This is a genomic window from Streptomyces hyaluromycini (assembly GCF_002217755.1).
GTDB lineage: Bacteria > Actinomycetota > Actinomycetes > Streptomycetales > Streptomycetaceae > Streptomyces > Streptomyces hyaluromycini.
The window spans coordinates 98381-125052 of the sequence record NZ_BCFL01000024.1 but is presented as its reverse complement, the minus strand read 5'-3'; the positions used below and the strand labels follow the sequence as shown (position 1 = coordinate 125052).

The window sequence follows — 26672 nt, the reverse complement described above, 5'->3', positions numbered from 1 at the left end:
GCGTCCGCGTGCTCGGCCTGCCGCGGGCTCGACCATCGGTGCAGAACCCGCGGGGCCGGACCGGGTCTTCGGCACAAGGGGGGTTACGTACACCCCGTATCCGGAGGGAAGTCCCATCCTCACGTGCCTCCGGTTCCGGTTGGCTGGTGGTCGTCACCGACCGACACCCAGAGCAACGGGGGATTCGAACATGCTGATGCCGTCGTCGAAGAGGGCCGGGGCCGCCGTGCTGGCCGCAGCGCTGCTCGCGCTGGCCTCGCCCCTGACCGCGACCGCCGTCACCGCCGGGCACCGTCCGGCCGCACGGCACTCCTACGGCGAGGACACGCTCCGCCAGGACCTGGCGGCCGTACGGCAGGCCGGGGGAGGCGATGTGAACGTGCTGGCCAGGGTCGACCGGGCGAACAGGACGCCGCCCATGGCACGTATCGGCACCCGGACCGCCGACTCCCCGGACCCGGTCCCGTGGAACGCGCACTTCCGCGTGGCGAGCACGACGAAGACGTTCACGGCGACCGTGGTCCTCCAACTCGCCGCGGAGAGGCGGCTGTCGCTGGACGACACCGTCGAGCACTGGCTGCCGGGGGTCGCCTCCGGCAACGGCAACGACGGCAGCCGTGTCACCGTCCGCGACCTGCTCCGCCAGACCAGCGGCCTGTACGACTACATCGACGACCCGGAGATCCAGGACCGGCTGATCAACCACTTCGACGAGAACCGCTACGACACCACCCCCGCGGCCGACCTGGTCGCGGTGGCCATGAAGCACCGGCCGCTGTTCGTACCGAAGCCCGGCGCGGCCACCCGGTGGGCGTACTCCAACACCAACTACCTCCTCGCCGGGATGATCGCCGAGAAGGCCGGCGGCGCGAGCTGGCAGGACCTGGTCGAGCACCGGGTGATCGCGAAACTGGGACTGCGGAACACCACCGTCCCCGGGCTCGACCCCTACCTGCCCGACCCGTATGTGAACGCGTACCTGACGACCGCCGACGGCAAGCGCCTCGACGTCACCGAGCACAGCTTCCAGCACACCGCGGACTCCGGCGTGGTGAGCACCACCGCCGACCTGAACACCTTCTTCCGCGCCCTGGCCGGCGGCCGGCTGCTCCCCGCCGAGCAGTGGCGCGAGATGCGGCAGACCGTCGAGCGGACCGACGACCCGGAGGACGTCGCCGAGATGCCCGAGGGCACCTACGGGCTCGGGCTGCGCAGGATCCCGCTCTCCTGCGGCGGTTACTACTACACCCACGAGGGCGACGGGGCAGGCGTCAACACCCGCCCGGCGGTGAGCGCGGACGGCAGCCGCGCGGTGACGATCTCCCTCACGACCACCACCGCCCCACCGGACCTCGCCGCCCTCAACCGCGCGACAGGCACCCTCGTCGACCACGCCCTGTGCGACCGGTCGGCCACGGGCACACCGCAGGGTCGGGTCAGCCCTGGTTCTCCTGCGTGAGGGCGTCCCGGAGCTGGGCTCTGGCCGTGATGCCGAGCTTGGGAAAGATCTTGTGCAGGTGGTATCCGACGGTACGGGGGGAGAGGTAGAGGCGGGCCGCGATGTCGCGGTTGGTCAGGCCCTGCGCGGCCAGTTCGGCGATCTGGCGTTGCTGCGGGGTCAGTTCGCCCAGTTCGCCGGAGGGGGCAGGGGCCGTCGCCGACCCGGCGGCCCGCAGCTCCGCCGTCGTGCGCTCGGTCCAGGGGCGGGCGTCCAGGCGCTGGAAACACTCCAGGGCCGCGTTCAGGTGCGGGCGGGCCTCGGCACTGCGGCGGCGCCGGCGCAGCCACTCGCCGAAGTCGAGGCGGGCGAGGGCCTTCTCGAACGGCCAGCAGTCGGTGGCCGGGTCGTCGAGGGCGGCGCGGAAGTGCTGCTCGGCGTCGTCGGTGTCGGTCAGCAGGGCGGTGGCCCGGTGGAGTACGGCGGCCAGGCGCGGGGAGGGGTCGGGCTGCAGGTCCTGCTGCACGGCGTCGACCACCGTGCGCGCGTCGTCCGCCCGCCCGGCGCGCACCGCCGCGGCCGCCAGGTCGCCCAGATAGTAGAGCGAGGCGTGGTAATGGACGGGCGCCGGCCGGAAGTCCCGGGTGAAGGCCGCACGCAACTGCTCATAGGCGTCCGCGTGGTCGCCGACGACGAACGCGGCCATGCCCATGGCGTGCCGGTGGCGGACCTGAAGACTCAGCGACCTGCGCAGGTCCACACGCCGTACGGCCTGCATCGCCTCGGTCCGCGCCGTCGCGGGGTCGCCCTGGAGCGCGCGCAGGGTGGCCCGCAGGATGCCGGCGCCCACGGTCACGTTGTCCGCCCCCGCCTCCGTGGCCATCCAGAACGCCTCGTGCGCCGCGTCCTCGGCCGCCGTCCACGAGCCGTTCTCGAACAGGGCGAGGGCGAGCGCCTGGGTCACGGTCGCGTTCGTGCCCGCGCTGCCGGCGCGCCGCAGGAGGTCCATGGTCGTCCCGAGGACGCGCACGGCCTGCTCGGTCTCGTCCAGGATCCAGGTCGCGCCGCCCAGCGCCGTGAGGTTGCCCAGGGACTCCTCCTGCGCCAGAGCGGCCAGTCCCTCCGTCAACTGCCGTGTCAGACGCGGACGTTCGTGAACGGGATCGATGACCACCTGGACCCAGGCACGGCCGGCGGGGTCGCCGTCCCCGTCGATCAGGCCGCTGATCCGGTCGAGTTCGGCGCGGTAGTAGGGTGCGCCGGAGTTGTAGGCGGACGTGGCGGCGGTGCTCAGGGCGCCGAGGGCGAGGTCCGGAGCCGACGTGGCGGTGGCTTCGGCGACGCCCAACAGAAGGGCCAGCGCCTCCTCGTGACGGAGCGTCACCCCGAGGGCCCAGCCGCCCAGCAGCGAGGCCTCGGCACGCAGCCGGGGATCCTCGGTCAGCCCGCCGACGCGGCCGCTCAGCTCGCCGACCCACTGCGGATGACCGGCGAACATCGCCGCCTGCGCGGCCGTCAGCAGGCGCCGGGCACGCAGGTCCGGCGCCGGGGTCAGCTCGGCGGCGCGTTCCATCGCGGTCGCGGCCGCCGCGTAGCCGCCCCGGCCCCGGGCCCGTTCGGCGCTCGCCGCCAGGGCGTCGGCGACCTCCGCGTCCTGGCCGGTCGCCGCCGCGGCCAGATGCCAGGCCCGGCGGTCCGGCTCCCCGGCCAGCGCGGCCGCCAGGGCGAGATGGGCCTGCCGGCGCTCGTGGAAGGAGGCCGCGTGGTAGACGGCCGAGCGCACCAGCGGGTGACGCAGCAGCACCCCGCCGTCCGCCACCCGCACCAGGCCGGCACGCTCGGCGGGGTCCAGTGCCGCTATGACGTCCAGCTCGGGGGCGGCCCGCATGAGGTCCGTCAGCCGGGCCGGGCCGGCTGCGGCCACCAGGAGCAGGGCCGCCCGGGTGGGCGCGGGCAGGCCGGGCAGGTCCGCGGCGAACAGGTTCTCCAGACGCGCGGTGAGCGGCAGCGTGGCGCCCCCGGCCCCGCCGGCCCCCATGTCCCCGGTCCGGCCGCGGGCCAGGGCACGGGACAGCTCGATCAGGGCCAGTGGATTGCCGGCCGCCTGCTGGAGGATCTCGGCCCGTGCCTTGCCGCGCGGCGGATCCGGCTGCGCGTCCAGGAGCTGCCCGGCCGCGGTACGGCTCAGCGGGCCGACGGTGACCTGCGGGAAGGCCCGGTCGAAGCGGGCCGGTACGCCGTCCTCGCGGGCGGCGAGCAGCAGCACCACCGGCCTGCCCTCAAGGCGCCGGGCGAGGAAGGCCAGGACGTCCACCGAACCGAGGTCCAGCCACTGGGCGTCGTCCACCAGCAGGAGCAGCGGCCGGCGTGCGGCGGCCTCGGTGATGAGCCCGAGCACGCCGACGCACAGGGACAGCTGATCGAGTTTCAGCTCGTACTGGGCCGCCTCCGGCCCGAAGGCGCGGTCCAGCACCTCCCGTTGCGCCGCGGGCAGGCCCTCTCCGGGCAGCAGCGGATGCAGCAGCTGGTGCACGCCCGACAGACCGAGGCCCGCCTCGCCCTCGCTGCCGCGCACCCGCAGAATCCCGAGGCCCCGGTCCCGGCCCCGCTCGGCCGCCCGGTCGACGAGGGTGCTCTTGCCCGCCCCCGGCTCCCCGGTCAGCACCAGCACCTGCGGGCCGCTGCCGTCCACCGCCCCGAGCAGCCGGTCGATGCGGCCCAGCTCGGCGGCCCGGCCCAGGATGCCCGCGTCCGAGGGGTGGTCGGTGGTGCCGGCGTGCATGAACCGTCCTTGTCGTCGAGCCGCTGATACGGCAATCCTGCCAGCGGCCGACGACAGAACGGGAACCACCGGCCCGCCGACGGGATCGGGGCCGCGGTGGAGCGACGGGATCGGGGCCGCGGTGGAGCGACGGGATCGGGGCCGCGGTGGAGCGACGGGATCGGGGCCGCGGTGGACCGACGGGACCGGGGCCGCGGCGGACCGCCGGGACCGCAGCGCACGCGCACCGACGGGACCGGAACCGCGGTGGAGCGACGGGACCGCAGCGCACGCGCACCGACGGGACAGCACCCGGCGCGCACCGACGGGACAGCACCCCGCGCGGACCGACCGGGCCGCAGGCGCGGGTGGCTGGTCGTGACTGGTCAGGTGACAGAAGCGCGTCTCCCCGGTCGCCGCGATGATGGCCCCGGCCAGGGAAGACGCGCACCGCCCGGGGAGTATGTGCATGACGGTCCACCCATCCCAGCAGTCCACGATCGGCGACGAGGCCACCGTCCTGGGCCGGGACGGCGAGATCGAGCGGATTCTGCGGTGCGTGACGCGCGAGCCCGGCACTCCCCAGACCCTGCTGCTCCTGGGCGAGGAGGGGATCGGGCGTACGACACTGCTCCGGCACGTCCGGGACCGGGCCGCCGCCGACGGCGTGCTGGTGCTGGCCGCGCAGGGCTGGGCCGAGGACCCGCGGGACGCGCACGCCTGTCTGCACCAGCTGCTGACGCCACTGGTACGGGACGAACCGGCCGCCCTGCCCGCCGCCCCGCAACGGGCGCTGACCGCCGTACCGGGAGCGGACGGCCCGGCGGACGAGGCCGAGCTGCACGCGGCGCTGACGGCGCTGCTGGACCGGCTCGCCGGGTCCGGCCCGGTGCTGGTGTGCGTGGACGACGCCGACCTGTGCGGGCGGGCCTTCCCGGAGGCGCTGTTCGCCGCGGTCCGGCAGCTGGCCGGCCGTGCGGTGACGGTGCTGCTCGCCGCACGCCACGAGGCGGCCCTGCCCGGTCCGCCGCCCGGTACCGAGACCCTGCGGCTGGGCCCGCTGAGCGGCACCGCGGCCGCGGCCCTCCTCGACCGGCAGCCGGCGGCGCCCACCGGCCGGCACCGGCTGGAGATCCTGGCCGAGGCCGAGGGCAACCCGCTGGCCCTCGTGGAACTGGGTCGCGGCGCACCGGGCCCCGCCAAAGCGGTGCGGCACACGCCCGTGGCGCACGTCTTCGGCGTACGGGTCGACGCGCTTCCCGCCGAGACCCGCCGGGCCCTGCTGTACGCGGCGGCCGCGGGACCCGGCGGGACCGTCGCCGCGGTCATGGCCGCCCTCGGCACCGGCGACCTGGCGGTGTGGGCGCCGGCGGAGGCGGCCGGGCTGATCGCGCTGGCCGAGGACCGGTTCGACTTCCGGCATCCGCTGGCCCGCTCGGCCGCCTACCTCGGGCGCCCGGCCGGCGAGCGCCAGCAGGCCCACCGGGAGCTCGCCAGGGTCGCCGTGCAGCCCGAGGCCAGGGCCCGGCACCTGGCCGCCGCCACCGTGGGCGCCAACGCGTTCGTCGCCGCCGCCCTGGAGGCCTCCGCCTGGCGGCGCGGGGACGCGGTGGAGGCCGCACGCGCCCTGGAACAGGCGGCCCGGCTCAGCCCGGGGCCGCCGGAACGCGCCCGCCGGCTGGCCGAGGCGCTGACCGCGGCCCACGCTGCGGGCGACCCCGGCTGGGTCCGCGAGCTGTACGAACGGCTCGTCCGGGAAGGGACCGAGCCGGAGTACGTCTGCGCCGCGGCCGGCGCACTGGCCTCCGCGCTCTCCCACGAGTCCGCCCAGCGCGAGGCCTTCGAGCTGGTGGCGGACGCCTCGGAGCACTTTCCCGTCGTCGACCGGTCTCTCGCGCTCGCCCTCGCCGGCCTGGCGGCGGGCATCGCCGCCCAGTCCGGGCTGCCGGAGCACACGGCGGCCCTGCCCGCGCTGCTCGACCGGGCCCGGCAGGCCGACGCGTCCGGACAGTGGCGGCCCGCCACGACCGGACCACTGGCCCGCCTGGACACCCCCCACACCCGGCGAGCCCTGGCCGCACTGGTCACCGCGGTCACCCGGCCACACTCCGCCACCGGCGCCCCGCCCGGCCTCGGCCGCGGCGCCCCGCACAGCGCGCCGCCCGCCCCCGATCGGCTCCCCGGCCCCCCGCCCGGCCCCGGCCGCCAGTACAACGCCCTGCCCGGCATTCCCCCCGCTCCCGGTCACCTCCACAACGCCCCGCCCGGCATTCCCCCCGCTCCCGGTCACCTCCACAACGACCCGCCCGGCATTCCCCCTGCACCCGGTCACCTCCACAACGACCCGCCCGGCATTCCCCCCGCTCCCGGTCACCCCCACAACGCCCCGCCCGGCGACCCCGCCGCCCGCGCGGTTCTTGCCGCGGTCGCTCACCAGGCGGACGAGGCGGACGTGGATCTGGGGCAGTCGCGGACGGCCGACGAGCGGCTGCGCGGCGCCCGTGCCTTCGGGCTGCGCGGCTGGTCGGTGCTTCCGCTCGTGGACACCCTTCTGGCCACCGGGCGGTTCGCCGAGGCCGGCAGCGTGATCGAGGACGCCCTGACGGAGGCCGAGGTGCTGCGCCTGCCGCGCCTGCGGGCCGATCTGGAGACGCAGGCGCTGACCGTACGGGCGCTGCGCGGCACCCTGCCGCCGGAGCCCTGGTTCACCCCCTCCGTGTGGCGGGCCGTCTGCCTGGACGAGAACCGGGCCACCCATGCCCGGCTGCTGCGCGCCCGCGGACTCGCCTCCTTCACCCGCGGGGACATCGAGGACGCCTGGCGGCAGCTGAGCGGCCTGTTCACCGCCGACGGCTCGCCCCTGCACCCCTTCCTGTCCGCGCGGGCGGTCGCCGAACTCGCCGTCACCGCCCAGCGCACCGGCCGGTCGGCCGAGGCGCTGCCGATCCTGGAACGGGTCGCGGCGGAGCAGGGGGACCGCCCGAGCACCCGGATGACGCTGCTGCTGCACCACGCCACCGCCCTGGTCGGCCCGGACGGCGAGGCCGAGCAGCACTTCCAGCTCGCGCTCGTCAACCACGGGGCGAACCGCTGGCCCTGGGAGTGCGCGCACGTCCGCCTCAACTACGCCATCTGGCTGCGCCGTTGCCGCCGTACCCTGGAGGCGCGCCAGCAGCTGACCACGGTCCTGGAGACCGCCGAACGCCTCGGTGCCGGTACCCTCGCGGCCGCCGCCGGCAGCGAACTGCGCGCGAGCGGCGCGGCCCCCGCCCCGGCGGGCACGGCTCCCCTGGAGCAACTGACCGCGCAGCAGCGACAGATCGTCCAGCTGGCCGCGCGCGGCCTGTCCAACCGGGAGATCGGCGAGCGGCTCTTCCTCTCGCCGCGCACTGTCGGCTCGCACCTGTACAACGTGTATCCCAAGCTCGGCATCAGCAGCCGCCATCAGCTCCGTGACCTGGTACAGGGCCGGTGAGGGCGCCCGAGGGTCGGCCGGAGGAGCGCCCATGACATCCGCAGGACCGGGGGCGGCCGTCGTCCTCGACCCCGTGGTGCAGCGCCTGGTCAGCGCCGCCGCCGTGCCCCCCGCCCTCGACGACCTCGGCCCGGACGCGGCGCGGCAGGCGCTGCGGGAGACCCAGGCCGACCGCTTCGAGGACTTCGACGTGGACGCGGTCTTCCGCGTGGCACCGGTCGGCCCGGCGCGGCTGCTCGGCTTCTGGACCGTACGCCCGGCCGGGGCGCGGGGCCCGCTTCCGGCCCTGCTGTACCTGCACGGCGGCCGGTGGGCGTTCGGCGACGCCCAGACCCACGCCCGGCTCATCAGCGAACTCGTCACCGGCGCCGGCGTGTGCGCCGTCGTCCCCGAGTACAGCCGCGCCCCCGAGGCCCGCTACCCGGTGGCGCTGGAGGAGTGCTACGCCCTGCTGGCCTGGGCGGTCACCCAGGCCGACGCGCTCGCGCTGGACCCCGGCCGGCTGGCGGTGGCCGGCGACTGCGCCGGTGCCACGCTGGCGGCCGCCGTGACCATGCTGGCGAAGACACGGCACGGGCCGCGGATCAGCGCGCAACTGCTCTACTACCCGCTCACCGACGCCCGCTGCGACAGCCCCTCGCAACACCAGTTCGCCACCGGCTACCTGCTCACCCGCCGGGCGCTGCGCGCCTACTGGCAGCGGTACGTCGCCGACCCGGCCCGCCGCAGTGAGCCCACCGCGGCTCCGCTGCGGGCCCGCCCGGAGGAGCTGGCGGGGCTGCCGCCGGCCCTGGTCGTCACCGCCGAGGCGGACGTGGCCCGCGACGAGGGCGAGCAGTACGCGCGGCGGCTGTCCGAGGCCGGCGTCGACGCGCTGTCTGTGCGGTTCCTCGGGACCATCCACGACTTCGTGGCGCTGCACGCCCTCGCCGACAGCGCGCCCACCCGGGCGGCGCTGCTGACCGGTTGTGCCTTTCTCCGGGCCCGCCTGCGGTGACGGGCACGGCACCGGCCGAGGACCAGTCGGCCGACTGATGCGCCGGTACCGGTCGCCCGGCGAGGCTGACGGCATGGCAACCGCGATCGGCTCCTACGAGGAGAGACGCCGGCCTCCGACCGGCACGGCGAGTGAACGGACCAGGGTGCTGACCACGCGCTCGGTTCCGCCGGACGAGAGCCTGGAGTACTGGCACGACGCCGTGTTCGACACCCTGGTGGGGATGGACATCGCCGCCGAGGGCCGCACCTACGACGCCACCCTGCGCACCGACCGCCTCGGGGACCTGCGGATCACCACGGTGGAGGCGGACCCCGGCCGGGTCCACCGGGCGCCGAGGTTCATCGCCCGCGGCGACGGCCGGGAGATCTTCGTGGCCGTCCAGAGCACCGGCCGCGCCCGGGTCGAACAGGACGGCCGCAGCACCGAGTTGCGGACCGGCGACATCGGGTTCTTCGAGACTCTCCGGCCCTTCCGCACCACCTTCCCTGACCGCTTCCGGATGAAGATCTTCGCCGTCCCGCGCCCGCTGCTGGAGCTCCCGGAGGCCGACGTACGGCAGCTCACCGGCCGCGCGATACACCCGCGCGACGGGCTCCCCGCCCTGCTCGGGCCGCTGCTGGAACGGCTGGCGGACACCTCCGCGTCGTACACCACACCGACGGCCGAGCGGCTGGCCGAGAGCGTCATCGACCTGGTGGCGGCCACGGCGGCGGACCAGCTCGGGGCGGACCCCGCCGACCTGCCGGGCGCCGACGGCGTGCTGCTGCTGCGCATCAGGACGTACATCCGCTGGCACCTGTCGGACCCCGGGCTGACCCCGACCGCCATCGCCCGGGTGCACGGCATCTCGGTGCGCTATCTGCACCGGCTGTTCCAGGCCGAGGGCACCACCGTGTGCCAGTGGATCCGCGACCTGCGGCTGCGCGAGTGCCGCCGGGAACTCGCCGCGCGGCCCCCGGGCTCGGTCAGCCTGGGCCAGGTCGCCCGGCGCTGGGGGTTCACCGGCGCGGCCGGGTTCGGCAAGGCCTTCCGCAGCTCCTTCGGGCTGTCCCCGACGGACTGGCTGGACCGGGTGCGGACGGACGGCCCGCCGTGCTGACCGCGGTGTCCTGCGCCACCCGGGACCTGGCACCCGGCGACCGGCTCGACGCCTGGCAGCGCGTCCTCTCCCGGACCTTCGTGGACGTCGAGGTCACCGTGGACCGCGACCGCCCGTGGACCGGCGAACTGGCCGCCCGGCGGCTCGGCGCCCTCCAGATCGCCACCGAGGACTTCGGCCCCGGCACGATCCTGCGCGGCAGCCGCACGGCCGCCGCCGATCCCCGCACCCACATCCTGGTCCGCCGCCAGCTGACCGGCACCGCCCTGCTGCTCCAGGACGGCCGCACCGCCGAGCTCCACCCCGGCGGCCTGGCCTTCCACGACGCGCGGCGCCCGTTCCGGATCGTGCTCCCCGCGCGGCAGCGGGCCCGGATCCTCATGGTGCCCCGCGCCCTGCTGCGCCTGGAGGAACGGCAGTTGTACGCCCTCACGGCCACGGCGGTGGACGAGGCCGAAGGGGGCGCGGCGGCCCTGCTGCTGCCGCTGCTCGACGGACTCGTCGACGAGGTCACCCGGGTCACCGCGGCCGGGCGCGAACAGCTCGCCCGTACCGTCGTGGACATCCTCGCGACCGTGGCCCTGGAGCGGATCGGCGGACCGCCCGAGTCGGCCCTGTGGGAGCGGATCACCGCGTCCGTCCGGGCCCGGCTCGGCGAACCCGGACTCGCCCCGCAGGACATCGCCGACCAGCACGCCATCTCGCTGCGCTATCTGCACCGGCTCTTCCAGCGCCAGGGCACCACCGTGGGCGCCTGGGTCCGGGCGCGCCGCCTTGAGGCGGCCCACGAGGAGCTGGCCCTGCCCGGCGCCGCCCACCGGTCGATCGCCGCGGTGGCCGCCCGCTGGGGCTTCACCAGCCCCTCCCACTTCAGCCGGGCGTTCCGCGAGACGTACGGCATGTCGCCGGCGCAGTGGCGGCGGGCGGCGGGTGCCGTCCAGGCGGACTGACACCGCGGCTGTTCCCTGAGGGACCGCACCCCGGGCGCTCTCGGAACGATCGCCCCCGTCCTCCCCGCCTACCGTCCGGATCACCGGGTTTCGGCAGAAAGGGACACGCGTGAAGCGCAAAGCGATGGCATGGACTCTCCCGGCGCTGCTGCTGGCGCTGAGCGTGGTGGGCTCCGGTGCCCCGTCCTCGGCCCAAAGCGGTAACGCCGTCCGGGCCTCGACCACCGCGGTCGGCCCCCAGTACGACACCACCCACGTGTACGTCACCTCCGGCCAGGAGGACGCCTTCGCCGACAGCTGGGTGGCCACCTTCGGCGGCACCCACACCACGAAGGTCGTCACGGACGTCACCCCGACGCCCAGCGAGACCGAGTCGGAACTGGTGCTCTCGCCCGTCGGCACGCTGTCCGTCTTCGACTTCAGGACCCCCGTGCCCTATCCGTTCGGCGGCGAACGCACCGGCTGGCTCATGAGCGACTTCGACCGGGGCGTCCGGCTGGCCCGGCAGAGCGGCGCCGACGTCGTCGTGGCGCCGTTCGACGACCCGATCGGGAAGGACGCGGTCGTCCAGTTCCCGGGCGGGATCGACGCCCAGCTGTACTGGCACACCAAGGCCCCGTCGTACCCGCCCCTGAAGTCCGTGCCCGACAACCGCGTCTATCTCACGCCGGACTCGGTGTCCGCCTTCCTCCGCTCCTACCTGCGGTTCACCGGCGGCCGGACCGTCTCCGACGACCGCAGGGCGGACGGCGGCGACCTCGGCCTGCCCGGGAGGACCTACCGCCGCATCGCCCTGAGCTCCCCGTTCGGCAACACGGTCGTCAGCGTCACCGACGGCCACCTGCCCTACCCGTTCGGACGGGAGACCACCGGCTACCCGGTCGAGGACCTCACGGCCACCCTGCACAAGGCCGAGGCGGCGGGCGCCCGGGTCCTGTGGGGCCCGTACGACGGCGACGGCAACGGCCGTGGCACCGCGATGGTGCAGTTCCCCGGCGGCTACGTCGCCGAGCTGCACCAGGGCAGCAGCACCCGCTGACCGATCCCTGGAGACCCCTCATGGCCTCGTCCTCCGTCGTGGAGCTGTCGCGCTGGCAGTTCGCGATCACGGCGATCTTCCACATGACGTTCCCGGCGCTCACCGTCGGGCTGTCCCTGCTGCTCGCGGTCGCGTACACGGTGTACGTCCGCACCGGCAACCCGCTCTACCTGCAGATCTTCCGCTTCTGGAAGAAGATCTTCGCCGTCGGCTTCGGCCTCGGCGTGGTCGCCGGCACCGTGATGACCTTCGAGTTCGGCCTCAACTGGGGCATCTACGCGCACGCCGTCGGCCCGGTCATCGGCGTCACCATCGGCATGGAGGTGATCACCGCCTTCTTCCTTGAGGCCGGTTTCATCGGGATCATGCTGTACGGCGACGGCCGGGTGAAGCCCCGCACCATGGCCCTGGCCTCCTGGATGGTGGCCGCGGGCACCCTGCTCTCCACCACCTGGATCCTCTCCGCCAACAGCTGGATGCAGGACCCGGCGGGCTACACGGAGGTCGACGGCCAGTTCCAGGCCACCGACTGGGGGAAGGTGCTCCTCAACCCGGCCTTCGGCTACCGCTTCCCGCACATGCTGCTCGCCGTCCTGATCTCCGCGTCCTGGTTCGTCGCCGGCATCAGCGCCTGGTACCTGGTCAAACGCCGGGCGTCCGCCCTGCCGTTCGCCCGCCGCACCCTGTCCGTGGCCCTGGGCGTGCTCGCGATCCTGATGCCCGTTCAGCTCTACGCCGGAGACGCCACCGCCGTCTTCATGGGCGGCCACCAGCCCGCCAAACTCCAGGCCTTCGAGGGCAACTGGAAGACCGACAACAACGGCTACAACCTCGTCGTCATCCCCGACACCGACAAGGGCGAGAACGACGTCCGCATCGAGATACCCCACCTCGGCGCCGTCATCGGCCACGACCTGACCGGCCGGGCCGAGGTCCCGGGCCTGCTCCAGACCCCGCCGGACGAACGCCCCAACATGTGGAGCGCCTTCTACGGCTTCCGGGCCATGTACTTCACCGCCCTCGCCATGTTCGCCACCGCCTTCGCCGGACTCGTCCTGCGGCTGCGCGGCCGCCTGTTCACCTCCCCGCGGTTCCTGCGCTGGCTGGTGTGGATGACCCCCGCCGGGATCATCGCCATCACCGGCGGCTGGATCACCGCCGAGACCGGCCGCCAGCCCTGGGTGGTCTACGGCAGACTGCGCACCGCCGACGCCGTCTCCCACCTGAGCCTCACCGAGGCGGCCCTCAGCCTCACCGGGTTCGTCCTCCTCTACGCGACCCTGCTCACCCTCTGGATCCGCTACATCGTCCGCACCGTCAAGGCCGGTCCGGAACCGGTCACGGACCTTCGAACTCCCGCTCCGGAGGCCTCCGTTGCCTGAGTACCTGACCTACGCCCTGGTCCTGCTCTCGCTCGGGGCCTACGTCGTCCTGGACGGCTACGACCTCGGCGTCGGCATGCTGAGCCTCGTCGACCGCGACGAGCGGCGCCGCCGCGAGTACAACGAACTCATCGCCACCGCCTGGGACGCCAACGAGAGCTGGATCATCCTGGCCGGCGTGGCCCTGTGGGCCGGGCTGCCCGGGGCGTACGCGACCGTCCTGCCCGGGGTGTACCCGCCGCTGGTCGCCATGCTGTTCGCGGTGATCCTGCGCGGCATGGGCCTGGAGTTCCAGAGCGCGTCCGGCACGTACCGGCGCGGCTGGGGACTCCTCTTCGGCGGGGCCTCTCTCGCCGTGACCCTCTGCCAGGGCCTGGTGATCGGCGCGGTCCTGTCCGGACTCCCGCAGCAGGACGGCCACTTCACCGGCGGCGCTCTGGCCTGGCTCACCCCCTACAGCGTGCTGTGCGCGCTCGGCCTGGTCTGCGTGTACCTGCTGGCGGGCGCCGCCTGGCTCCAGGACAAGACGGAGGGCACCGCCCACGCGTGGGCGGGCCGGCTCGGGCGTCCGCTGCTCGGCGCGACCGTCGTGGCCGCGCTGGTCCTCGGCTTCGGCCTGGAGGTCGCCGACCCGCAGCACTTCCACTTCGAACAGCCCCTGCGCGCCACGCTCTTCGGCCTCGCCGTGGCCGCCGCCGCGGTCTGCGGCGCCGTCGCCTGGTACGGCTTCGGACGGCGACCGGACTGGCGGCCGTTCGCGGCGGTGCTGGGCGCGGAGGCGGCAGGACTGCTGGCGCTGGTGGCGGCGACGGCACCGGTCGTCGTACCGCCGTCCCTGACCCTGCACGAGGCGTCCAGCCCGCACGGCTCGCAGGTGTTCCTGGTGGTCGGGGTCGGGCTGTGCATGCCGTTCGTGCTGGCCTACAACATCTACGCCTGGTGGGTCTTCCGGGGGAAGTTCCGGGAGCCCGCGCGGCAGCCGCCGACCGCGACGGCACCGGACGACCGGTCGACCGACGGAACGGCCGAGCCCTTCACACCCCGGCCGGAGTCCCGGGTCGTCGTCATCGTCCGCCGGACGCTGCTGACCCTGCTCGGCATCCTGCTGGCGGCCGTCTCCCAGGACATCTTCGGCGGCGAGTCCACGTGGGTCGACCCGCTCGGCATCGCCCTGCTGTCCGGTACCGCGCTCGTCGCCTGGATCCTCGGGGACCGCCGGGACGGGCGGCTCGGGGAGTACGACCTGCCCGGCGGCGAACGCCCGTGACCGACACCGCGGCCCTGGTGGCGGAGCTCGCCGACGAGAGCGGCCACGGCACGGACGAGCGGGCCTCGACGCGCCGGCTGCGGGCCTGGGCGCGGATCGGCGAACCGGAGCTGCGCCGGGCGGGCACCCTGCGCGGACTCGCCCAGCTCGGCACCGTGATCTGGGCGGCGGGCCTCGGCTGGGCCGCCGGGCGGGGGCTCGCCGCCCAGCACCTGCACACCGCCCCGGCGGACGTCGCGCCGGCCGCCGGGGTCGTGGCCGCCGGCCTGGCGCTGCGCGCCGTGCTGCTGGCCGCGGCCGACCGGGCGGCGGCGACGGGCGCCGCCCGGGTACGGTCCGCGCTGCGCGCCCGCGTCCTGCGCGCGGCACTGCCGGGGCGTCCCCCGCGCGGGGGACTGACGGACGTCGCCTACGCCGAGGCCCTCGACGCCGAGGTCGCCGGCCTCGACGACTGGCTCACCGACTACCTCCCCGCCCGCCGCGCCATGCTGCTCGGCAGCGGTGTCGTTCTCGCCGCCATCGCCCTGCGCAGCTGGTTCGTGGCCCTCCTGCTGGTGCTCGCGACCCCGCTGCTGCCGGCCAACCTCAAGGTCATCGGGATGGGCACGAAGGCGGCCGTACAGGCCCAGCTCGGTGCCGTCCGGACCCTGCACGGCCGGCTCCTGGACCAGCTGCGCGGACTGCCCACCCTGGTCGGACTCGGCGCGCAGGAGGAGGCGGCGCGGGCGCTGCGCCGGGACGACGAGGAACTCGCCCGCCGTACCACCCTCGTCCTGCGGGTGGCGTTCCTCTCCACCGCCTGGGTGGAGCTGCTCATCACGGGCACCCTCGCGGTCGTCGCCACCTACTGCGGCCTGGTGCTCCTGGACTACCTGCGGCTGCCCGGCGTTCCCGACCACATGAGCCTGGCCACGGCCCTGTTCGTCCTCACCCTCACCCCCGCCTACTTCGCGCCCGCCCGCGAACTGGCCCGCGGCTACCACGCCCGCGCCCGGGCGGCGGCCGCGGCCGACCTGCTCGCCGGGGCGATGCGGGGTGCGGTCCCCGAGCGCCGTCTCCGCCCGGCCGCCCGCGGTGCCGCGCCGCTGTCCGTCCGCCTGCGCGAGGCGTCCGTCGTCCATGCCGGACGTGCGCGGCCCGCGCTGGACCGGGTCGAACTCGACGTCCGGGCCGGGGAGTTCGTCGTGGTGACCGGCCCCAGCGGCGCTGGGAAGTCCACGCTGCTGTCCGTGGCGGCGGGCCTGCTGGTGCCCGACCGGGGCAGTGCCCTGCACGGGCGCGAGCGGGCAACTCCCGCGCACGTGGCCTGGGTCGGCCAGCCGGGCTTCCTGCTCCCCGGGAGCGTGCGCGAGAACCTCCGGCTCGCCCGGCCGGAGGCCGATGACGTGGAACTCCTCGCCGCCTTTGACGAGTTGGGCTTCAGCGGTCTCCTGGCCGCACTGCCCGACGGACTCGGCACACCCGTCGGCGAACGCGGCTTCGGGCTCTCCTCCGGCCAGGCGCAGCAACTGGTCTTCGTACGCGCCCTGTTGCGGGACGCGCCGCTGCTCTGCCTGGACGAGCCGACGGCTCATCTCGACCCCGACGCGGAGGGGGCCGTCGCGGACGCGCTGAGCCGCCTGGCCCGGCACCGGACCGTCCTGCTGGCCACCCACAGTCCGGCCCTCCTTCCCCTCGGGGACCGCGTGCTCCCCCTGGACCAGGGAAGGTTCGTATGACCCTGCGACTGCTGAGAACGGCGGTCCGACGACGCGATCTGCTCCACGGCCTGCTCCTCGCCGCGGCGGCCGAACTGTCCGCCGCGACCCTGCTCGGCGTGTCCGGCTGGTTCCTCACGGCGTGTGCCCTGGTCACGGTACGGGCCGACACCACGTGGTCGTGGCTGTACCCGTCCGGCGCCGTCCGCGCCCTCGCCCTGTCCCGCACCGGGCTGCGTTACGCGGAGCGCCTGGTCAGCCACCGTGTCCTGCTCGACGCCACGGCGGCGCTCCGGGCCCGGCTGGTGCGCGGCGCCGCCGCCCTGCCGCCGCGGCGGTTGCGCGCCCTGCGGGACGGGGCCCTGCTGAGCCGGCTCACGGACGACGTCACGACCGTCGGTGCCCTCCCGGCAGACGTCCTGGCCCCCCTGGCGAGCACCGCGGTGACGGCGGCGGTCGTGACCGGGCTGCTGTGGCACGCGGACGCCCGGCTGGGCGCGGCGGAGCTGCTGGTGTTCCTGCTCGCCGCCGCGACCGCCGTGGCGACGCACCGGCGCACGCAGGACGCGGTACGGCGGTCGGCGCGGGAGCAGGCGGTCGTACGGACCGAACTCCTCGGCGCCCGGGACGCGTTGCCCGAACTGATCTGCCTGGACGCGGTGCGGCCGGCCCGGTCCCGGATCGCGGCGGCGCTGGAGCGGGCGCATCGCGCCGACGAGGACACCCGACGGGTTCTGCGGGCCGGTCGGTCGGCGCTCCGCCTGCTGGGCGCGCTCGGCCAGTGTCTCGTCCTGGCCCTCGCCCTGAACCTCGCGGCGACGGTGCAGTCCGTGTCCGCCGCCATCGGCGAGGTCCTGCTGATCGCCGCCGGATACGAGCTTGTCGAGCAACTGCCGAGGATTCTGCCGGCGTACGGCCGGGCGCGTGCCGCGGCGCAGCGGCTGGCCCCGCTGGACGCCGTGCCCGATCGGCCGGCCGACGGGACAGCAGCGGCCTTCGAGGCCGAGCCGGGCACCACCACCCTGGTGACCGGACCCAACGGCAGTGGAAAGAGCACGCTGTTGAGCCGGTTGGCAGGTCGCGCGACCCCGGGGGACCTGACCCTCGTCGAGGCCGAGGACTGGCTCGCGGACGCGACCGTCGCCGAGAACCTGCGGCTGGCCGCCCCGGACGCGGCCCCGGAACGGCTCGCCGAGGTACTGGCCCTGGTCGCCCTGGACGACATCCCGCCGGACTTCCCGGTGGGCCCGAACGGCGGCAGGCTCTCCCAGGGCCAGCGCCGCCGGCTCGCCCTCGCGCGGGCCGTGCTGCGGGATCCGCCGCTCCTGCTGCTGGACGAGCCGACCGCCGGACTCGACCGGGCCACCGCCCGTCGGGTCCTGGGCGCCGTCCGCTCGGCCCTTCCCACCACCGCTTTCGTGATCGCACTGCCCGACCGCGACCACGACCTCCTACCCTTTCCGGTTGACGGCCGGATCGAACTGACGGCCCGAGTGACGATGGAGCGCGTATGACCGACGAGGCGATGGGTGACGAGGTCTACCAGCCGGACGGTTCGGAGGTGCAGGACGACGCGGGTCTGCTGGACGCCTCGGACACCCTGGACTACCGGGCCGGCGAGGAGGCCCTGGACGAGGGCTACTCGCCGCCGGAGCGGCCCTGGGCCGTGGAGCACACGGGCGTGACGGCGGCGGAGGCCCTGCGCGGGGAGACCCTGGACGAGCGCCTCGCCGAGGAGGTGCCGGACATCGGCGTCCCGGACGGCGACGACCTCGGCGACGCCTGGGACACGGACGGCGAGCTCCTCGACGACGAGGTCGGCGACGACCGCGCCGGACGGCTCCTCGCACCGGACGAGGGCGCGCACGAGGTGACCGACTCCGACCTGTTCGCCTCCGACCGGGGCCTGGACGGCGCCGGGGCGTCGGCGGAGGAGGCCGCGATGCACGTGATCCCCGAGGCCGAGGACTTCTGAGGCGACACGGGTGACACACGCGGGCGCGGCGACGGTTTCCGTCCCCGCGCCCGCGCCGTCTCCCGGACCCCGCCTAGGGCCTGTCTGACAATTCCCGTCGTCGCCCGGAGGGCGGCCTCGCGGCGTCCGGTGCGGCGAGAGTGCGTGCATGGCGTCGCGAGGCAGACGGGAATTGTCAGACAGGCCCTAGCGGCGCAGCAGGTACTTGTGCTGCCCCGACAGGACGAGTTCGCCCCGCTGGTTGTGCACGGTGGCCGCGGTGGTGACGACCCCGGTGCCGTCCTCGGCGGGTTCGAGGGCGGTGACGGTCAGCGCGGGGTACAGGGTGTCGCCCGAGTGCACCTCGCCGGTGAAGGTGCAGGACAGCTCCGTGAACCTGACGAAGACCTCACCGATGACGTGCGGGAACAGGGTCGCGCCCGGTGCGGTGAAGGCCAGGACCTGGAGGCCGTGCACCACGGGGGCGCTGTGCCCGTGCCGGCGGGCCCACTCGGCGTCGTAGTGGACCGGGTGGTTGTCGGCGGACACGGTCTGGAACGCCGCCGCGTGCGCGTCGGTCAGGGTCCGGCTGGGGGCGCGGAACACCTCGCCGACCTCCAGGTCGTCGAAGGTCCGGGCGGGGACGACGAGGAACTGCTCGGGGTCGAAGGCGGCCTCGCCGGAAGGCGTCTGGGGGGAGCTCATGGGATGTCCTCGATCGGGTCAGCGGGACGACGGGCAGCGGAGGCGGGTGGTGAGGAGGTTGGGGTCCTGCCGCGTGACGTAGGCGGCGTCGGCGACGTACACCGTGTTTCCCCGGACGGCGATGGAAGTGGGATTCTCTAGCCCATCGGTGTGGTCGAGGACGACGGAATGGCCGCCGTTCCCGGACACCAGGGCCACCTCGCTGCCGGCGTTGAGTGCCGCGAGGAGCTGGTCGCCGTGGCCCGTGAACGCGAAGTCGTCGACGCCGGTCAGGCCCGTCGCCGTCGTGCGGACCGCGCCCGGGGTGCCGTCGTGGCGGACCGGGATGCGCAGCAGGGTCCCGTGGTCGAGGTTGCTCACCCACACGGCTCCGTCGTGCACCTTCACGCCGTTGGCCCCGAGGAAGCCGGTCGGGGCGAGGGCGGCGCCGGTCGCCCACACCTCGGGGGCGCCGCCGGTCGCGGGTATCCGCCAGATCCTGCCGAGCACCGAGTCGGCGGCGTACAGCTGACCGGTCGACCTGTCGAGGGCCAGGCCGTTGGGCAGCGCGTCGGCGGGCAGCGCCGCGATGCGCTCCGGGCTGCCGCCGGGACGCAGCTGCCAGACGCCGGTGAGGTCGGCGGTGCCGGTGGCGTAGAGGAAGTAGAGCGTGTGGTCGGGGCCTTGGACGATGCCGCCGAGGAACGGTGACCCGAGCACCGGGGTCCGGGCGTCCGCGGGCGGCGCGGGAAGCGTCGCAAGGACGCGGACGGTACCGGTCCGCTCGATCACCGCGACCTGGCGGGAGAAGGCGAAGGTGACCGCGGCGGCACCGCCCGGAAGGAGGGTGAGGTTCTCGGGCTGCTGTCCCGCGGCGAGGTCGAGGTGCGCGACGAAGGACGTCGGCGTGAGCGGCGGCTGGGCCGCGAGGGCCGCGTCCGCGCTCGTGATCGTGGTGGCGAGCGCCGTGGCGCCCACCACGGCGGCGGCAAGAACTCTGCGAAGCTGCATGGTCCCGACCGTAGGCACCCACGGCCCGGTGACATGCCTCGTCGCGCACGTCGCCCTGCCGCAGAGCGCCAGGGCCCGGCGGCAGGGCACTGGAGGGTCCGTCGCGGTGCGCGCACGGTCATGGCGGCCGGGAGGGCGACGGCTAGCGTTCGGCGCATCCCACGCATGCGCGACGCAACTCGCCGGAACCGGAAGACGATAAACCCATGCAATTCGGCATCTTCACGGTCGGTGACGTGACGACCGACCCGACCACGGGACGTACTCCCTCGGAGCACGAACGCATCAAGGCGATGGTCGCCATCGCGCTCAAGGCGGAGGAGGTCGGCCTGGACGTCTTCGCGACCGGCGAGCACCACAACCCGCCGTTCGTGCCGTCCTCCCCGACCACGATGCTCGGCCACATCGCCGCCCGCACCGAGAAGCTGATCCTGTCCACCGCCACGACGCTGATCACCACCAACGACCCGGTGAAGATCGCCGAGGACTACGCGATGCTCCAGCACCTGGCCGACGGCCGGGTCGACCTGATGCTGGGCCGCGGCAACACCGGCCCCGTCTACCCGTGGTTCGGGCAGGACATCCGGCGGGGCCTCGACCTCGCCAAGGAGAACTACGCCCTGCTGCGCCGCCTGTGGCGCGAGGACGTCGTCGACTGGGAGGGGACGTTCCGCACCCCGCTCCAGGGGTTCACCGCCACGCCCCGCCCGCTGGACGGCGTACCGCCGTTCGTCTGGCACGGGTCGATCCGCTCGCCCGAGATAGCCGAGCAGGCCGCCTTCTACGGCGACGGCTTCTTCCACAACAACATCTTCTGGCCGGCCGACCACACCCGGCGCATGGTCCAGCTGTACCGGCGGCGGTACGCCTTCCACGGCCACGGCCGGCCCGAGGAGGCGATCGTCGGGCTCGGCGGCCAGGTGTTCATGCGGAAGAACTCGCAGGACGCGGTGCGCGAGTTCCGGCCGTACTTCGACAACGCGCCGGTCTACGGGCACGGGCCGTCCCTGGAGGACTTCACCGAGCAGACCCCGCTGACCGTGGGCTCCCCCCAGCAGGTCGTCGAACGGACGCTGTCCTTCCGCGAGTCGGTCGGCGACTACCAGCGGCAGCTGTTCCTGATGGACCACGCCGGGCTGCCGCTGAAGACCGTCCTGGAGCAGCTCGACATCCTGGGCGAGGAGGTCGTACCCGTCCTGCGCAAGGAGTTCGCGGCCGGGCGGCCGGCGGACGTGCCCGCGGCACCGACCCACACCTCCCTGGTCGCCGCCGCCCGACAGGAGGCCGCCGTATGAGTGCCACCGCCCCGGCCGGAGGCCGCCCGGTGAAGCTCGTCGCCGTCTCGGCGGGCCTGAGCACCCCGTCCGGCACCCGCCTGCTCGCGGACCGGCTCGCCGAGGCCGTCCACGGCGAACTCGGGCCGCGGGGCTACGAGGTGGAGAGCCGCGTCGTCGAACTGCGCGAACTGGCCGTCGCCATCGCCAACCACCTCGTCACCGGCTTCCCGCCGCCCCCGCTGGCCGCCGCCATCGACGCGGTGACGGGCGCCGACGGCCTGATCGCCGTGACCCCCGTGTTCAGCGCGTCCTACAGCGGGTTGTTCAAGTCGTTCTTCGACCTGATCGACCCCGGTGCCCTCACCGGCAGGCCGGTCCTGGTCGCCGCGACGGGCGGGACGGCCCGGCACTCCCTGGTCCTGGAGCACGGGTTGCGGCCGCTCTTCGCCCACCTGCGCGCCGTCGTCGTACCGACCGGCGTGTACGCGGCGTCCGAGGACTGGGGGACCGGCGGCGACGCGTACGCCGAGGGGCTGCCCGCGCGCATCCGCCGGGCGGGCGGCGAACTGGGCGCCCTGATGGCCGCCCGGCCGGCCGATCCGGAGCCCGGGGACGAGATCGGCGCCCTCGAACGGCAGCTGTCCGACCTGCGGTTCGACTGATTCGGCTGATTCGACTGAGAAGAGCACGCTTCAGGTGATGTGGCGCAGGAGCGCCGCGACGGCCGCCGGGGGCTCCCCCGGCGGCCGTACCACCATCACCTTCCAGCTCGGCGCGTGCCGGGCGAACCGGTGGAGCGTCAGGTCCGGGAAGCGATGGGCGATGGTCGGCGGCATGATGCAGACGCCGAGGTCGGCGCGGACCAGTTCGGACGCGGCCACGATGTCGTTGACCTCGAAGGTCGTGGCGCGTTCGACGCCGGCCGCCCGGAACGCGCGGTCGGCCGCGTCCCGGATCGCCCAGCCGGGCGTGAACTCCACCTGCGGCAGCTCGGCGATGTCGGCCAGGTCGACCGTGCCCCCGGCACCGTTCGTGGCGAGGCTCCGGCGGGGCGAGGCCACCAGGACCATCTCCTCACGGGCCAGCAGCCTGGTCACCAGACCGCGCTGCTGCTGGCGGTCCAGCGCCACCACCGCCAGGTCCACCGTGCCCTCGCGCAGCGCCTGCCGGATGTCGATGACCGCCGCCTGCCGCAACTGGACCACCACCCGCGGATGTTCCGCCCGCAGCGCGGCCAGCGCGCGGTGCAGGTTCGCCCAGACCCCCTGCATGGTGCCGACCGTCACCCGGCCGCGCAGCTCGCCCTTCGCCGCGTCGACCGCCTCGCGGGCCAGCTCGGCGGCGCGCAGGGCCTGCCGGGCCGCCGGGACGAACGCCTCACCGGCCGGGGTGAGCCCGACCCGGTGCGTGGTCCGGGTGAACAGCGCGGTGCCCAGCTCGCGCTCCAGGGCGCGGACCGTGCCGGAGACGGCGGACTGGACCACGTGCAGCCGCCGCGCGGCCGCCGTGAACCCGCCCGCGTCCGCCACGGCGACCACGACTTCCATCTGCCGCAGGTCCATGATCTGCTCCCGGTGGCACGGCGCCCGCCTCGGTACGGCGGGGATCTCCGCCGCATCCTAGGCAGGCATCCGCTGCTCCCGGGTTCTCTCAGGCGCGGACCAGGGGAGTGTCGACCAGGTGCTCGGCCAGGAACCAGGCCTGCAGCTCCCCGGTGCGGATGACCTGCGAGACCAGCAGGTCGTTGGTGCCGTCGTCGCCCATTTCGGCGGCCCGGGCGGCCGCGTCGTGCGCGTCGACCAGGATCGTCTCGTGGGCCTCCAGAAGCCGCGAGAGCATCGCCGGGACCTCCTCGACGCCGTCCGGCGGACGCGGGATCGAGGTGATCTCGGCGACGTGCCGCGGGTCGCCCACCGCGACCCCGCCCAGGGTCTGGACCCGCTCGGCGAGCGTGTCGACGAGGGCCAGCTGGTCGTCCGCGTGCTTGTCCAGCAGCAGGTGCAGCTGGTAGAAGGTCGCGCCGCGCAGCAGCCAGTGGTGCTTCTTGTAGAGGCCGTACAGGATCTGCGTGTCCGCCAGGACCCGGTTCAGACGCTGGCAGGAGTACATGCGCGTCTCGTACGAGAGGCCGAGGGGGAACTGCTTGACGGTCCCGAACTCCTGGATGACCTCGCCCTTCTGGTGCAGCCACGGCTGGCTGTGCTGCAGGGCCTTTCCGGGCTCGGAGCTGGTGGTCACGGTGCGCCTCCTGGCGGATGTCCGATGCGGCTGGGTACGCGAGTGACGCTAGGCGCGGCGGCGGGGGAGGCGTTGCCCGGGAGCGCCCGGACCGAGGCCTCTGAGCGCACCTGGTTCGCTCTGGGACCGGCCGCGGTGCACGCACGGACGCGGGCCGGCCGCCGCGGCGCCCTACCGTCGGTGACCGGCAGTCGTAGGGAGCGAGGGGCATATGAACGAGCAGGTGGACGTGGTCGTCGTCGGCCTCGGGCCGGGCGGGGAGTACCTGGCGGGCACGCTCGCCGAGGCGGGGCTCGACGTGGTCGGCGTCGAGGCGGAGCTGGTCGGGGGCGAGTGCCCGTACTGGGGGTGCGTCCCCAGCAAGATGATGATCCGGGCCGGGAACGCGCTGGCCGAGGCCCGCCGGGTCCCCGGTCTGGCCGGACGGGCGGAGGTGACCGCGGACTGGAGCCCGGTCGCCGGGCGCATTCGCACCGAGGCCACCGACGACTGGAACGACCGGGTCGCGGCCGACCGGCTGGCGGCCAAGGGCGGCCGCCTGGTCCGCGGCCGGGGCCGTCTCACCGGACCGCGCCGGGTGACCGTCGACGGACGGGTGTTCGAGGCCCGCCGGGGTGTCGTCCTGGCCACCGGCAGCCGCCCCCGCATACCCTCCGTGCCGGGTCTCGCGGGCACGCCCTACTGGACCAACCGCGACGCCATGTCCGCCAAGGAGCTCCCGGCGTCGATGCTGGTGCTCGGCGGCGGTGCCATCGGCGCCGAGGTCGCCCAGGTCTTCGCCCGGTTCAGCTGCCGGGTCACCGTGGTCGAGGGGCAGGAGCGGCTGCTGGCCCAGGAGGAACCCGAGGCCGGAGAACTCGCGGTCGGGGCTCTGCGCGCCGACGGGGTGACCGTCCTGACCGGGGCGCGGGCCGGCCAGGTCGCCCATGACGGTGCCGGGTTCACCGTGTGGCTCGACGGCGAGGCCGAGCCGCGCCGGGCCGAGCAGCTGCTCGTCGCCACCGGACGGTACAGCGACCTCGCCGGGCTGGGCGTCGAGGCGGCCGGGCTCGACCCCACCGCCCGCGCCGTCCCCACCGACGGACAGCTGCGGGCGGCGGACGGTCTCTGGGCGGTCGGCGACATCACCGGCCGGGGCGCCTTCACCCACGTGTCCATGTACCAGGCGCAGATCGCCGTCCAGGACATCCTCGGCAGGCCCGGCCCCGACGCCGACTACCGGGCACTGCCCCGGGTCACCTTCACCGACCCCGAGATCGCGGCCGTCGGGCTGACCGAGCGGCAGGCCCGCGACCGGGGGCTGCGGGTGCGGACCGCCGTACTGCCGAACGCCTCCTCGACCCGTGGCTGGATCCACGGGCCGGGAGGCGAGGGTTTCCTCAAGCTGGTCGAGGACGCCGACCGGGGTGTCCTGGTCGGCGCGACCTCGGCGGGACCGGCCGGCGGCGAGCTGCTGTACGGGCTGAACGTCGCCGTCCACGCCGAGGTCCCGGTCGAGCGGCTGCGCCACATGATCTACACGTACCCGACCTTCCACCGTGCGATGGAAGCGGCCCTCGGCGCCCTACGCTGAGCGCTTCGCGCCGGTCCGGCGCTCGGTGAGCCAGTACAGCAGCCCCAGCGCCGGCAGGGCGGCTCCGAAGAGGCTGACCGCGCTCCAGCCGCCGGACCGGTAGGCGATCGAGCCGAGCTGGGAGCCGAGGGCGCCGCCGATGAAGAAGATCGCGATGAAGGCGCTGTTGAGGCGGGCCCGGGCGAGGGGATCGAGTTGGTAGACGGTGTGCTGGCCGAGGATCAGGCTGGTCTGTACGGCCATGTCGAGGGCGACGGCCGCCAGCCCGATCAGGATGACGCTGTGCTGGCCGAACCCGGCTATGGCGAAGGCCAGCGCGGCGACGCCGAACGCGACACCGGTCATCCGGCGGGTCAGTCCGCGGTCGGCCCAGTGCCCGGCGAACGGGGCGACGGCCGCGCCGGCCGCGCCGACCAGCGCGAACACCCCGACACCGACGGCGGAGTAGTGGAAGTGCGGTCCCGTCAGGACGTACGAGACAGTTGTCCAGAAGGCGCTGAAGGCACCGAACATCGCCGCCTGGTAGAGGCCCCGGCGCACCAGCGCGGGATGCGTGCGCACCAGCGCCGCCGTGGAGCGCAGCACGTGGTGGTACGGCACGGAGGTGGTCGGCGCATGCTTGGGGAGGGCCAGCCGCAGGGCCACGCCCAGCAGGGCCATCAGGACGGCCGAGCCGAGGTAGACCACCCGCCAGCCGGCCACGCTGGAGACCAGGCTGCTGAGCGTGCGGGACAGCAGGATGCCGGTGAGCAGGCCGCTCATCACCCGGCCCACCACCCGTCCCCGGGCGTGGTCGGGCGCCAGGCTCGCGGCGAAGGGGACGAGTATCTGCGCCACCACGGACGTGGCCCCGCTGATCAGCGAGGCGATCAGCAGCATCGGGAACCCGGTCGCCAGACCGGCCGCCACCAGGGCGAGCGTGGTGACCGTCAGCAGGGCGGTGACCAGGCTCCGCTTCTCCAGCCGGTCGCCGAGCGGCACCAGGAAGATCATGCCGATCACGTAGCCGACCTGGGTGAGCGTGATCAGCAGACCCGCGGTGGCCTCGCCGATGTGGAAGACACCGCGCAGCTCGGACAGCAGGGGCTGGGCGTAGTACAGGTTCGCGACCGTCATGCCGGAGGCGACGGCGAACAGCGCGATCAGCCAGCCAGGCACCCCGTGGGCGGCCTCGGCGGCTGCCTCCCGGCGCGGGGAGCGGATTTCGGACGACGACGACTGGGACACGGGACCTTCCTCACACGAGGCGTTGCTCTCGTCATTCACCAGCGCTCTGCCGCCCGCCGTGCTTCCCTCTTCACGGCGATGGTTCAGGATGTCAGTCATCTCGGCGGGAGATCGCCGTCGCCATGCTCCACCGACATCGTCATGCCCCACCGACATCGTCATGTCCCACCGAAAGGAACCCGATGAGCCAGCCCCAGGCCGCCCCGGTCGTCGTGCACAACGACGCCCACGACCGCTACGAGATCCTGGTCGACGGCGTACGCGCCGGCCTCACCGCCTACCGCGACCACGGTGACCAGCGGGTCTTCTACCACACCGAGGTCGACGACGCCTTCGCCGGACAGGGCCTGGCCGGCCGGCTGGTCGAGGAGGCGCTCACCGACGTCCGCGCCGGCGGGAAACGCGTCGTACCCGTGTGCACGTACGTCGCCAAGTTCCTCCAGAAACACGAGGAGTTCGCCGACATCGCCGACCCGGTGACCCCCGACGTCCTGAAGTGGCTGCGCGGCGAACTCGACTGAGCGTGACATGCGCTGCCCCAGGCGATCGGCGCGCAGTTCCCGGACCGCGGCCGGAGCACGGGGTGTCCGGCGCGGGCCG

General features: G+C 74.4%; 21 protein-coding genes. 15 read left to right on the top strand and 6 right to left on the bottom strand.

The window, feature by feature from the left end:
• Window positions 1–190: 190 nt before the first annotated feature.
• Window positions 191–1459, top strand: a complete 1269-nt coding sequence (locus tag SSP29_RS31420) for a serine hydrolase domain-containing protein (RefSeq protein ID WP_089104243.1) — start codon at window positions 191–193, stop codon at window positions 1457–1459.
• Here SSP29_RS31420 and SSP29_RS31415 read toward each other — a convergent pair.
• On the bottom strand, window positions 1437–4220 hold the full coding sequence (locus SSP29_RS31415; RefSeq protein ID WP_089104242.1) for a helix-turn-helix transcriptional regulator: 2784 nt from the start codon (window positions 4218–4220) through the stop codon (window positions 1437–1439). The genes SSP29_RS31420 and SSP29_RS31415 overlap by 23 nt on opposite strands.
• A 448-nt stretch (window positions 4221–4668) precedes the next feature.
• Between SSP29_RS31415 and SSP29_RS31410 the strand changes: the two genes are divergently transcribed.
• The 10 genes from SSP29_RS31410 to SSP29_RS31365 all read left to right on the top strand — a co-directional run bounded on the left by SSP29_RS31410 (window position 4669) and on the right by SSP29_RS31365 (window position 18083).
• Window positions 4669–7674, top strand: coding sequence for a helix-turn-helix transcriptional regulator (locus SSP29_RS31410; RefSeq protein ID WP_167450042.1), 3006 nt, complete (start codon window positions 4669–4671; stop codon window positions 7672–7674).
• 31 nt (window positions 7675–7705) lie between these two features.
• Window positions 7706–8671, top strand: coding sequence for an alpha/beta hydrolase (locus SSP29_RS31405; protein ID WP_089104240.1), 966 nt, complete (start codon window positions 7706–7708; stop codon window positions 8669–8671).
• 73 nt (window positions 8672–8744) lie between these two features.
• The gene (locus SSP29_RS31400; protein ID WP_089104450.1) at window positions 8745–9773 is read left to right on the top strand and encodes an AraC-like ligand-binding domain-containing protein; all 1029 of its coding nucleotides are present in this window, start codon (window positions 8745–8747) and stop codon (window positions 9771–9773) included.
• Complete coding sequence (locus SSP29_RS31395; RefSeq protein ID WP_245883305.1) at window positions 9767–10723, top strand: helix-turn-helix domain-containing protein; 957 nt, start codon at window positions 9767–9769, stop codon at window positions 10721–10723. The genes SSP29_RS31400 and SSP29_RS31395 overlap by 7 nt, the downstream gene beginning before the upstream one ends.
• 124 nt (window positions 10724–10847) lie before the next feature.
• On the top strand, window positions 10848–11762 hold the full coding sequence (locus tag SSP29_RS31390) for a VOC family protein (RefSeq protein ID WP_150135259.1): 915 nt from the start codon (window positions 10848–10850) through the stop codon (window positions 11760–11762).
• Window positions 11763–11782: 20 nt separating this feature from the next.
• The gene (locus SSP29_RS31385) at window positions 11783–13144 is read left to right on the top strand and encodes a cytochrome ubiquinol oxidase subunit I (protein ID WP_089104238.1); all 1362 of its coding nucleotides are present in this window, start codon (window positions 11783–11785) and stop codon (window positions 13142–13144) included.
• Window positions 13137–14411: a cytochrome d ubiquinol oxidase subunit II gene (locus SSP29_RS31380; protein ID WP_089104237.1), complete on the top strand. Its 1275-nt coding sequence runs from the start codon at window positions 13137–13139 to the stop codon at window positions 14409–14411. The genes SSP29_RS31385 and SSP29_RS31380 overlap by 8 nt, the downstream gene beginning before the upstream one ends.
• Window positions 14408–16129 carry an ATP-binding cassette domain-containing protein gene (locus SSP29_RS31375; protein ID WP_089104236.1) on the top strand — a complete coding sequence of 574 codons (1722 nt, stop codon included), beginning with the start codon at window positions 14408–14410 and terminating at the stop codon, window positions 16127–16129. Before SSP29_RS31380 ends, SSP29_RS31375 begins: the two co-directional genes overlap by 4 nt.
• Window positions 16126–17622, top strand: a complete 1497-nt coding sequence (locus SSP29_RS31370) for an ATP-binding cassette domain-containing protein (protein WP_089104235.1) — start codon at window positions 16126–16128, stop codon at window positions 17620–17622. Before SSP29_RS31375 ends, SSP29_RS31370 begins: the two co-directional genes overlap by 4 nt.
• Window positions 17619–18083, top strand: a complete 465-nt coding sequence (locus tag SSP29_RS31365; protein WP_089104234.1) for a DUF5709 domain-containing protein — start codon at window positions 17619–17621, stop codon at window positions 18081–18083. The genes SSP29_RS31370 and SSP29_RS31365 overlap by 4 nt, the downstream gene beginning before the upstream one ends.
• A gap of 186 nt (window positions 18084–18269) precedes the next feature.
• Here the strand turns inward: SSP29_RS31365 and SSP29_RS31360 are convergent, their stop codons facing one another.
• Window positions 18270–18767, bottom strand: coding sequence for a MaoC family dehydratase (locus tag SSP29_RS31360; protein ID WP_089104233.1), 498 nt, complete (start codon window positions 18765–18767; stop codon window positions 18270–18272).
• 18 nt (window positions 18768–18785) lie between these two features.
• The gene (locus SSP29_RS31355; RefSeq protein ID WP_089104232.1) at window positions 18786–19757 is read right to left on the bottom strand and encodes an SMP-30/gluconolactonase/LRE family protein; all 972 of its coding nucleotides are present in this window, start codon (window positions 19755–19757) and stop codon (window positions 18786–18788) included.
• Between the two features lie 206 nt (window positions 19758–19963).
• Here SSP29_RS31355 and SSP29_RS31350 point away from each other — a divergent pair, with 206 nt between their 5' ends.
• Together SSP29_RS31350 and SSP29_RS31345 are read left to right on the top strand one after the other, a co-directional pair.
• A complete protein-coding gene (locus SSP29_RS31350; RefSeq protein ID WP_089104231.1) occupies window positions 19964–21052 on the top strand; it encodes an LLM class flavin-dependent oxidoreductase in 1089 nt (362 codons plus the stop codon).
• Window positions 21049–21696: an FMN reductase gene (locus tag SSP29_RS31345; RefSeq protein ID WP_089104230.1), complete on the top strand. Its 648-nt coding sequence runs from the start codon at window positions 21049–21051 to the stop codon at window positions 21694–21696. Before SSP29_RS31350 ends, SSP29_RS31345 begins: the two co-directional genes overlap by 4 nt.
• Before the next feature lie 30 nt (window positions 21697–21726).
• Here SSP29_RS31345 and SSP29_RS31340 read toward each other — a convergent pair whose 3' ends face one another.
• Both SSP29_RS31340 and SSP29_RS31335 read right to left on the bottom strand, forming a co-directional pair.
• Window positions 21727–22596: a LysR family transcriptional regulator gene (locus SSP29_RS31340; protein WP_089104229.1), complete on the bottom strand. Its 870-nt coding sequence runs from the start codon at window positions 22594–22596 to the stop codon at window positions 21727–21729.
• Window positions 22597–22684: 88 nt separating this feature from the next.
• Window positions 22685–23272, bottom strand: a complete 588-nt coding sequence (locus SSP29_RS31335) for a Dps family protein (protein WP_089104228.1) — start codon at window positions 23270–23272, stop codon at window positions 22685–22687.
• Between the two features lie 211 nt (window positions 23273–23483).
• On the opposite strand from SSP29_RS31335, the gene SSP29_RS31330 reads away from it, so the two are divergent.
• Window positions 23484–24845 carry a dihydrolipoyl dehydrogenase family protein gene (locus SSP29_RS31330; protein ID WP_089104227.1) on the top strand — a complete coding sequence of 454 codons (1362 nt, stop codon included), beginning with the start codon at window positions 23484–23486 and terminating at the stop codon, window positions 24843–24845.
• On the opposite strand, the gene SSP29_RS31325 is transcribed toward SSP29_RS31330, so the two are convergent.
• On the bottom strand, window positions 24837–26003 hold the full coding sequence (locus SSP29_RS31325) for an MFS transporter (protein WP_438363822.1): 1167 nt from the start codon (window positions 26001–26003) through the stop codon (window positions 24837–24839). The genes SSP29_RS31330 and SSP29_RS31325 overlap by 9 nt on opposite strands.
• A gap of 251 nt (window positions 26004–26254) precedes the next feature.
• Between SSP29_RS31325 and SSP29_RS31320 the strand changes: the two genes are divergently transcribed.
• Window positions 26255–26593 carry a GNAT family N-acetyltransferase gene (locus SSP29_RS31320; protein WP_089104225.1) on the top strand — a complete coding sequence of 113 codons (339 nt, stop codon included), beginning with the start codon at window positions 26255–26257 and terminating at the stop codon, window positions 26591–26593.
• The last annotated feature ends 79 nt before the right edge of the window (window positions 26594–26672 follow it).

What these genes read in the sequence shown, in the direction of transcription:
- SSP29_RS31385 (WP_089104238.1), top strand. Translation starts at nt 11,783, where the DNA reads ATGGCCTCGTCCTCCGTCGTGGAGCTGTCGCGCTGGCAGTTCGCGATC.
- SSP29_RS31390 (WP_150135259.1), top strand. Translation starts at nt 10,848, where the DNA reads ATGGCATGGACTCTCCCGGCGCTGCTGCTGGCGCTGAGCGTGGTGGGC.
- SSP29_RS31370 (WP_089104235.1), top strand. Translation starts at nt 16,126, where the DNA reads ATGACCCTGCGACTGCTGAGAACGGCGGTCCGACGACGCGATCTGCTC.
- SSP29_RS31360 (WP_089104233.1), bottom strand. Translation starts at nt 18,767, where the DNA reads ATGAGCTCCCCCCAGACGCCTTCCGGCGAGGCCGCCTTCGACCCCGAG.
- SSP29_RS31350 (WP_089104231.1), top strand. Translation starts at nt 19,964, where the DNA reads ATGCAATTCGGCATCTTCACGGTCGGTGACGTGACGACCGACCCGACC.
- SSP29_RS31405 (WP_089104240.1), top strand. Translation starts at nt 7,706, where the DNA reads ATGACATCCGCAGGACCGGGGGCGGCCGTCGTCCTCGACCCCGTGGTG.
- SSP29_RS31400 (WP_089104450.1), top strand. Translation starts at nt 8,745, where the DNA reads ATGGCAACCGCGATCGGCTCCTACGAGGAGAGACGCCGGCCTCCGACC.
- SSP29_RS31420 (WP_089104243.1), top strand. Translation starts at nt 191, where the DNA reads ATGCTGATGCCGTCGTCGAAGAGGGCCGGGGCCGCCGTGCTGGCCGCA.
- SSP29_RS31330 (WP_089104227.1), top strand. Translation starts at nt 23,484, where the DNA reads ATGAACGAGCAGGTGGACGTGGTCGTCGTCGGCCTCGGGCCGGGCGGG.
- SSP29_RS31320 (WP_089104225.1), top strand. Translation starts at nt 26,255, where the DNA reads ATGAGCCAGCCCCAGGCCGCCCCGGTCGTCGTGCACAACGACGCCCAC.
- SSP29_RS31355 (WP_089104232.1), bottom strand. Translation starts at nt 19,757, where the DNA reads ATGCAGCTTCGCAGAGTTCTTGCCGCCGCCGTGGTGGGCGCCACGGCG.
- SSP29_RS31345 (WP_089104230.1), top strand. Translation starts at nt 21,049, where the DNA reads ATGAGTGCCACCGCCCCGGCCGGAGGCCGCCCGGTGAAGCTCGTCGCC.
- SSP29_RS31410 (WP_167450042.1), top strand. Translation starts at nt 4,669, where the DNA reads ATGACGGTCCACCCATCCCAGCAGTCCACGATCGGCGACGAGGCCACC.
- SSP29_RS31365 (WP_089104234.1), top strand. Translation starts at nt 17,619, where the DNA reads ATGACCGACGAGGCGATGGGTGACGAGGTCTACCAGCCGGACGGTTCG.
- SSP29_RS31415 (WP_089104242.1), bottom strand. Translation starts at nt 4,220, where the DNA reads ATGCACGCCGGCACCACCGACCACCCCTCGGACGCGGGCATCCTGGGC.
- SSP29_RS31340 (WP_089104229.1), bottom strand. Translation starts at nt 22,596, where the DNA reads ATGGACCTGCGGCAGATGGAAGTCGTGGTCGCCGTGGCGGACGCGGGC.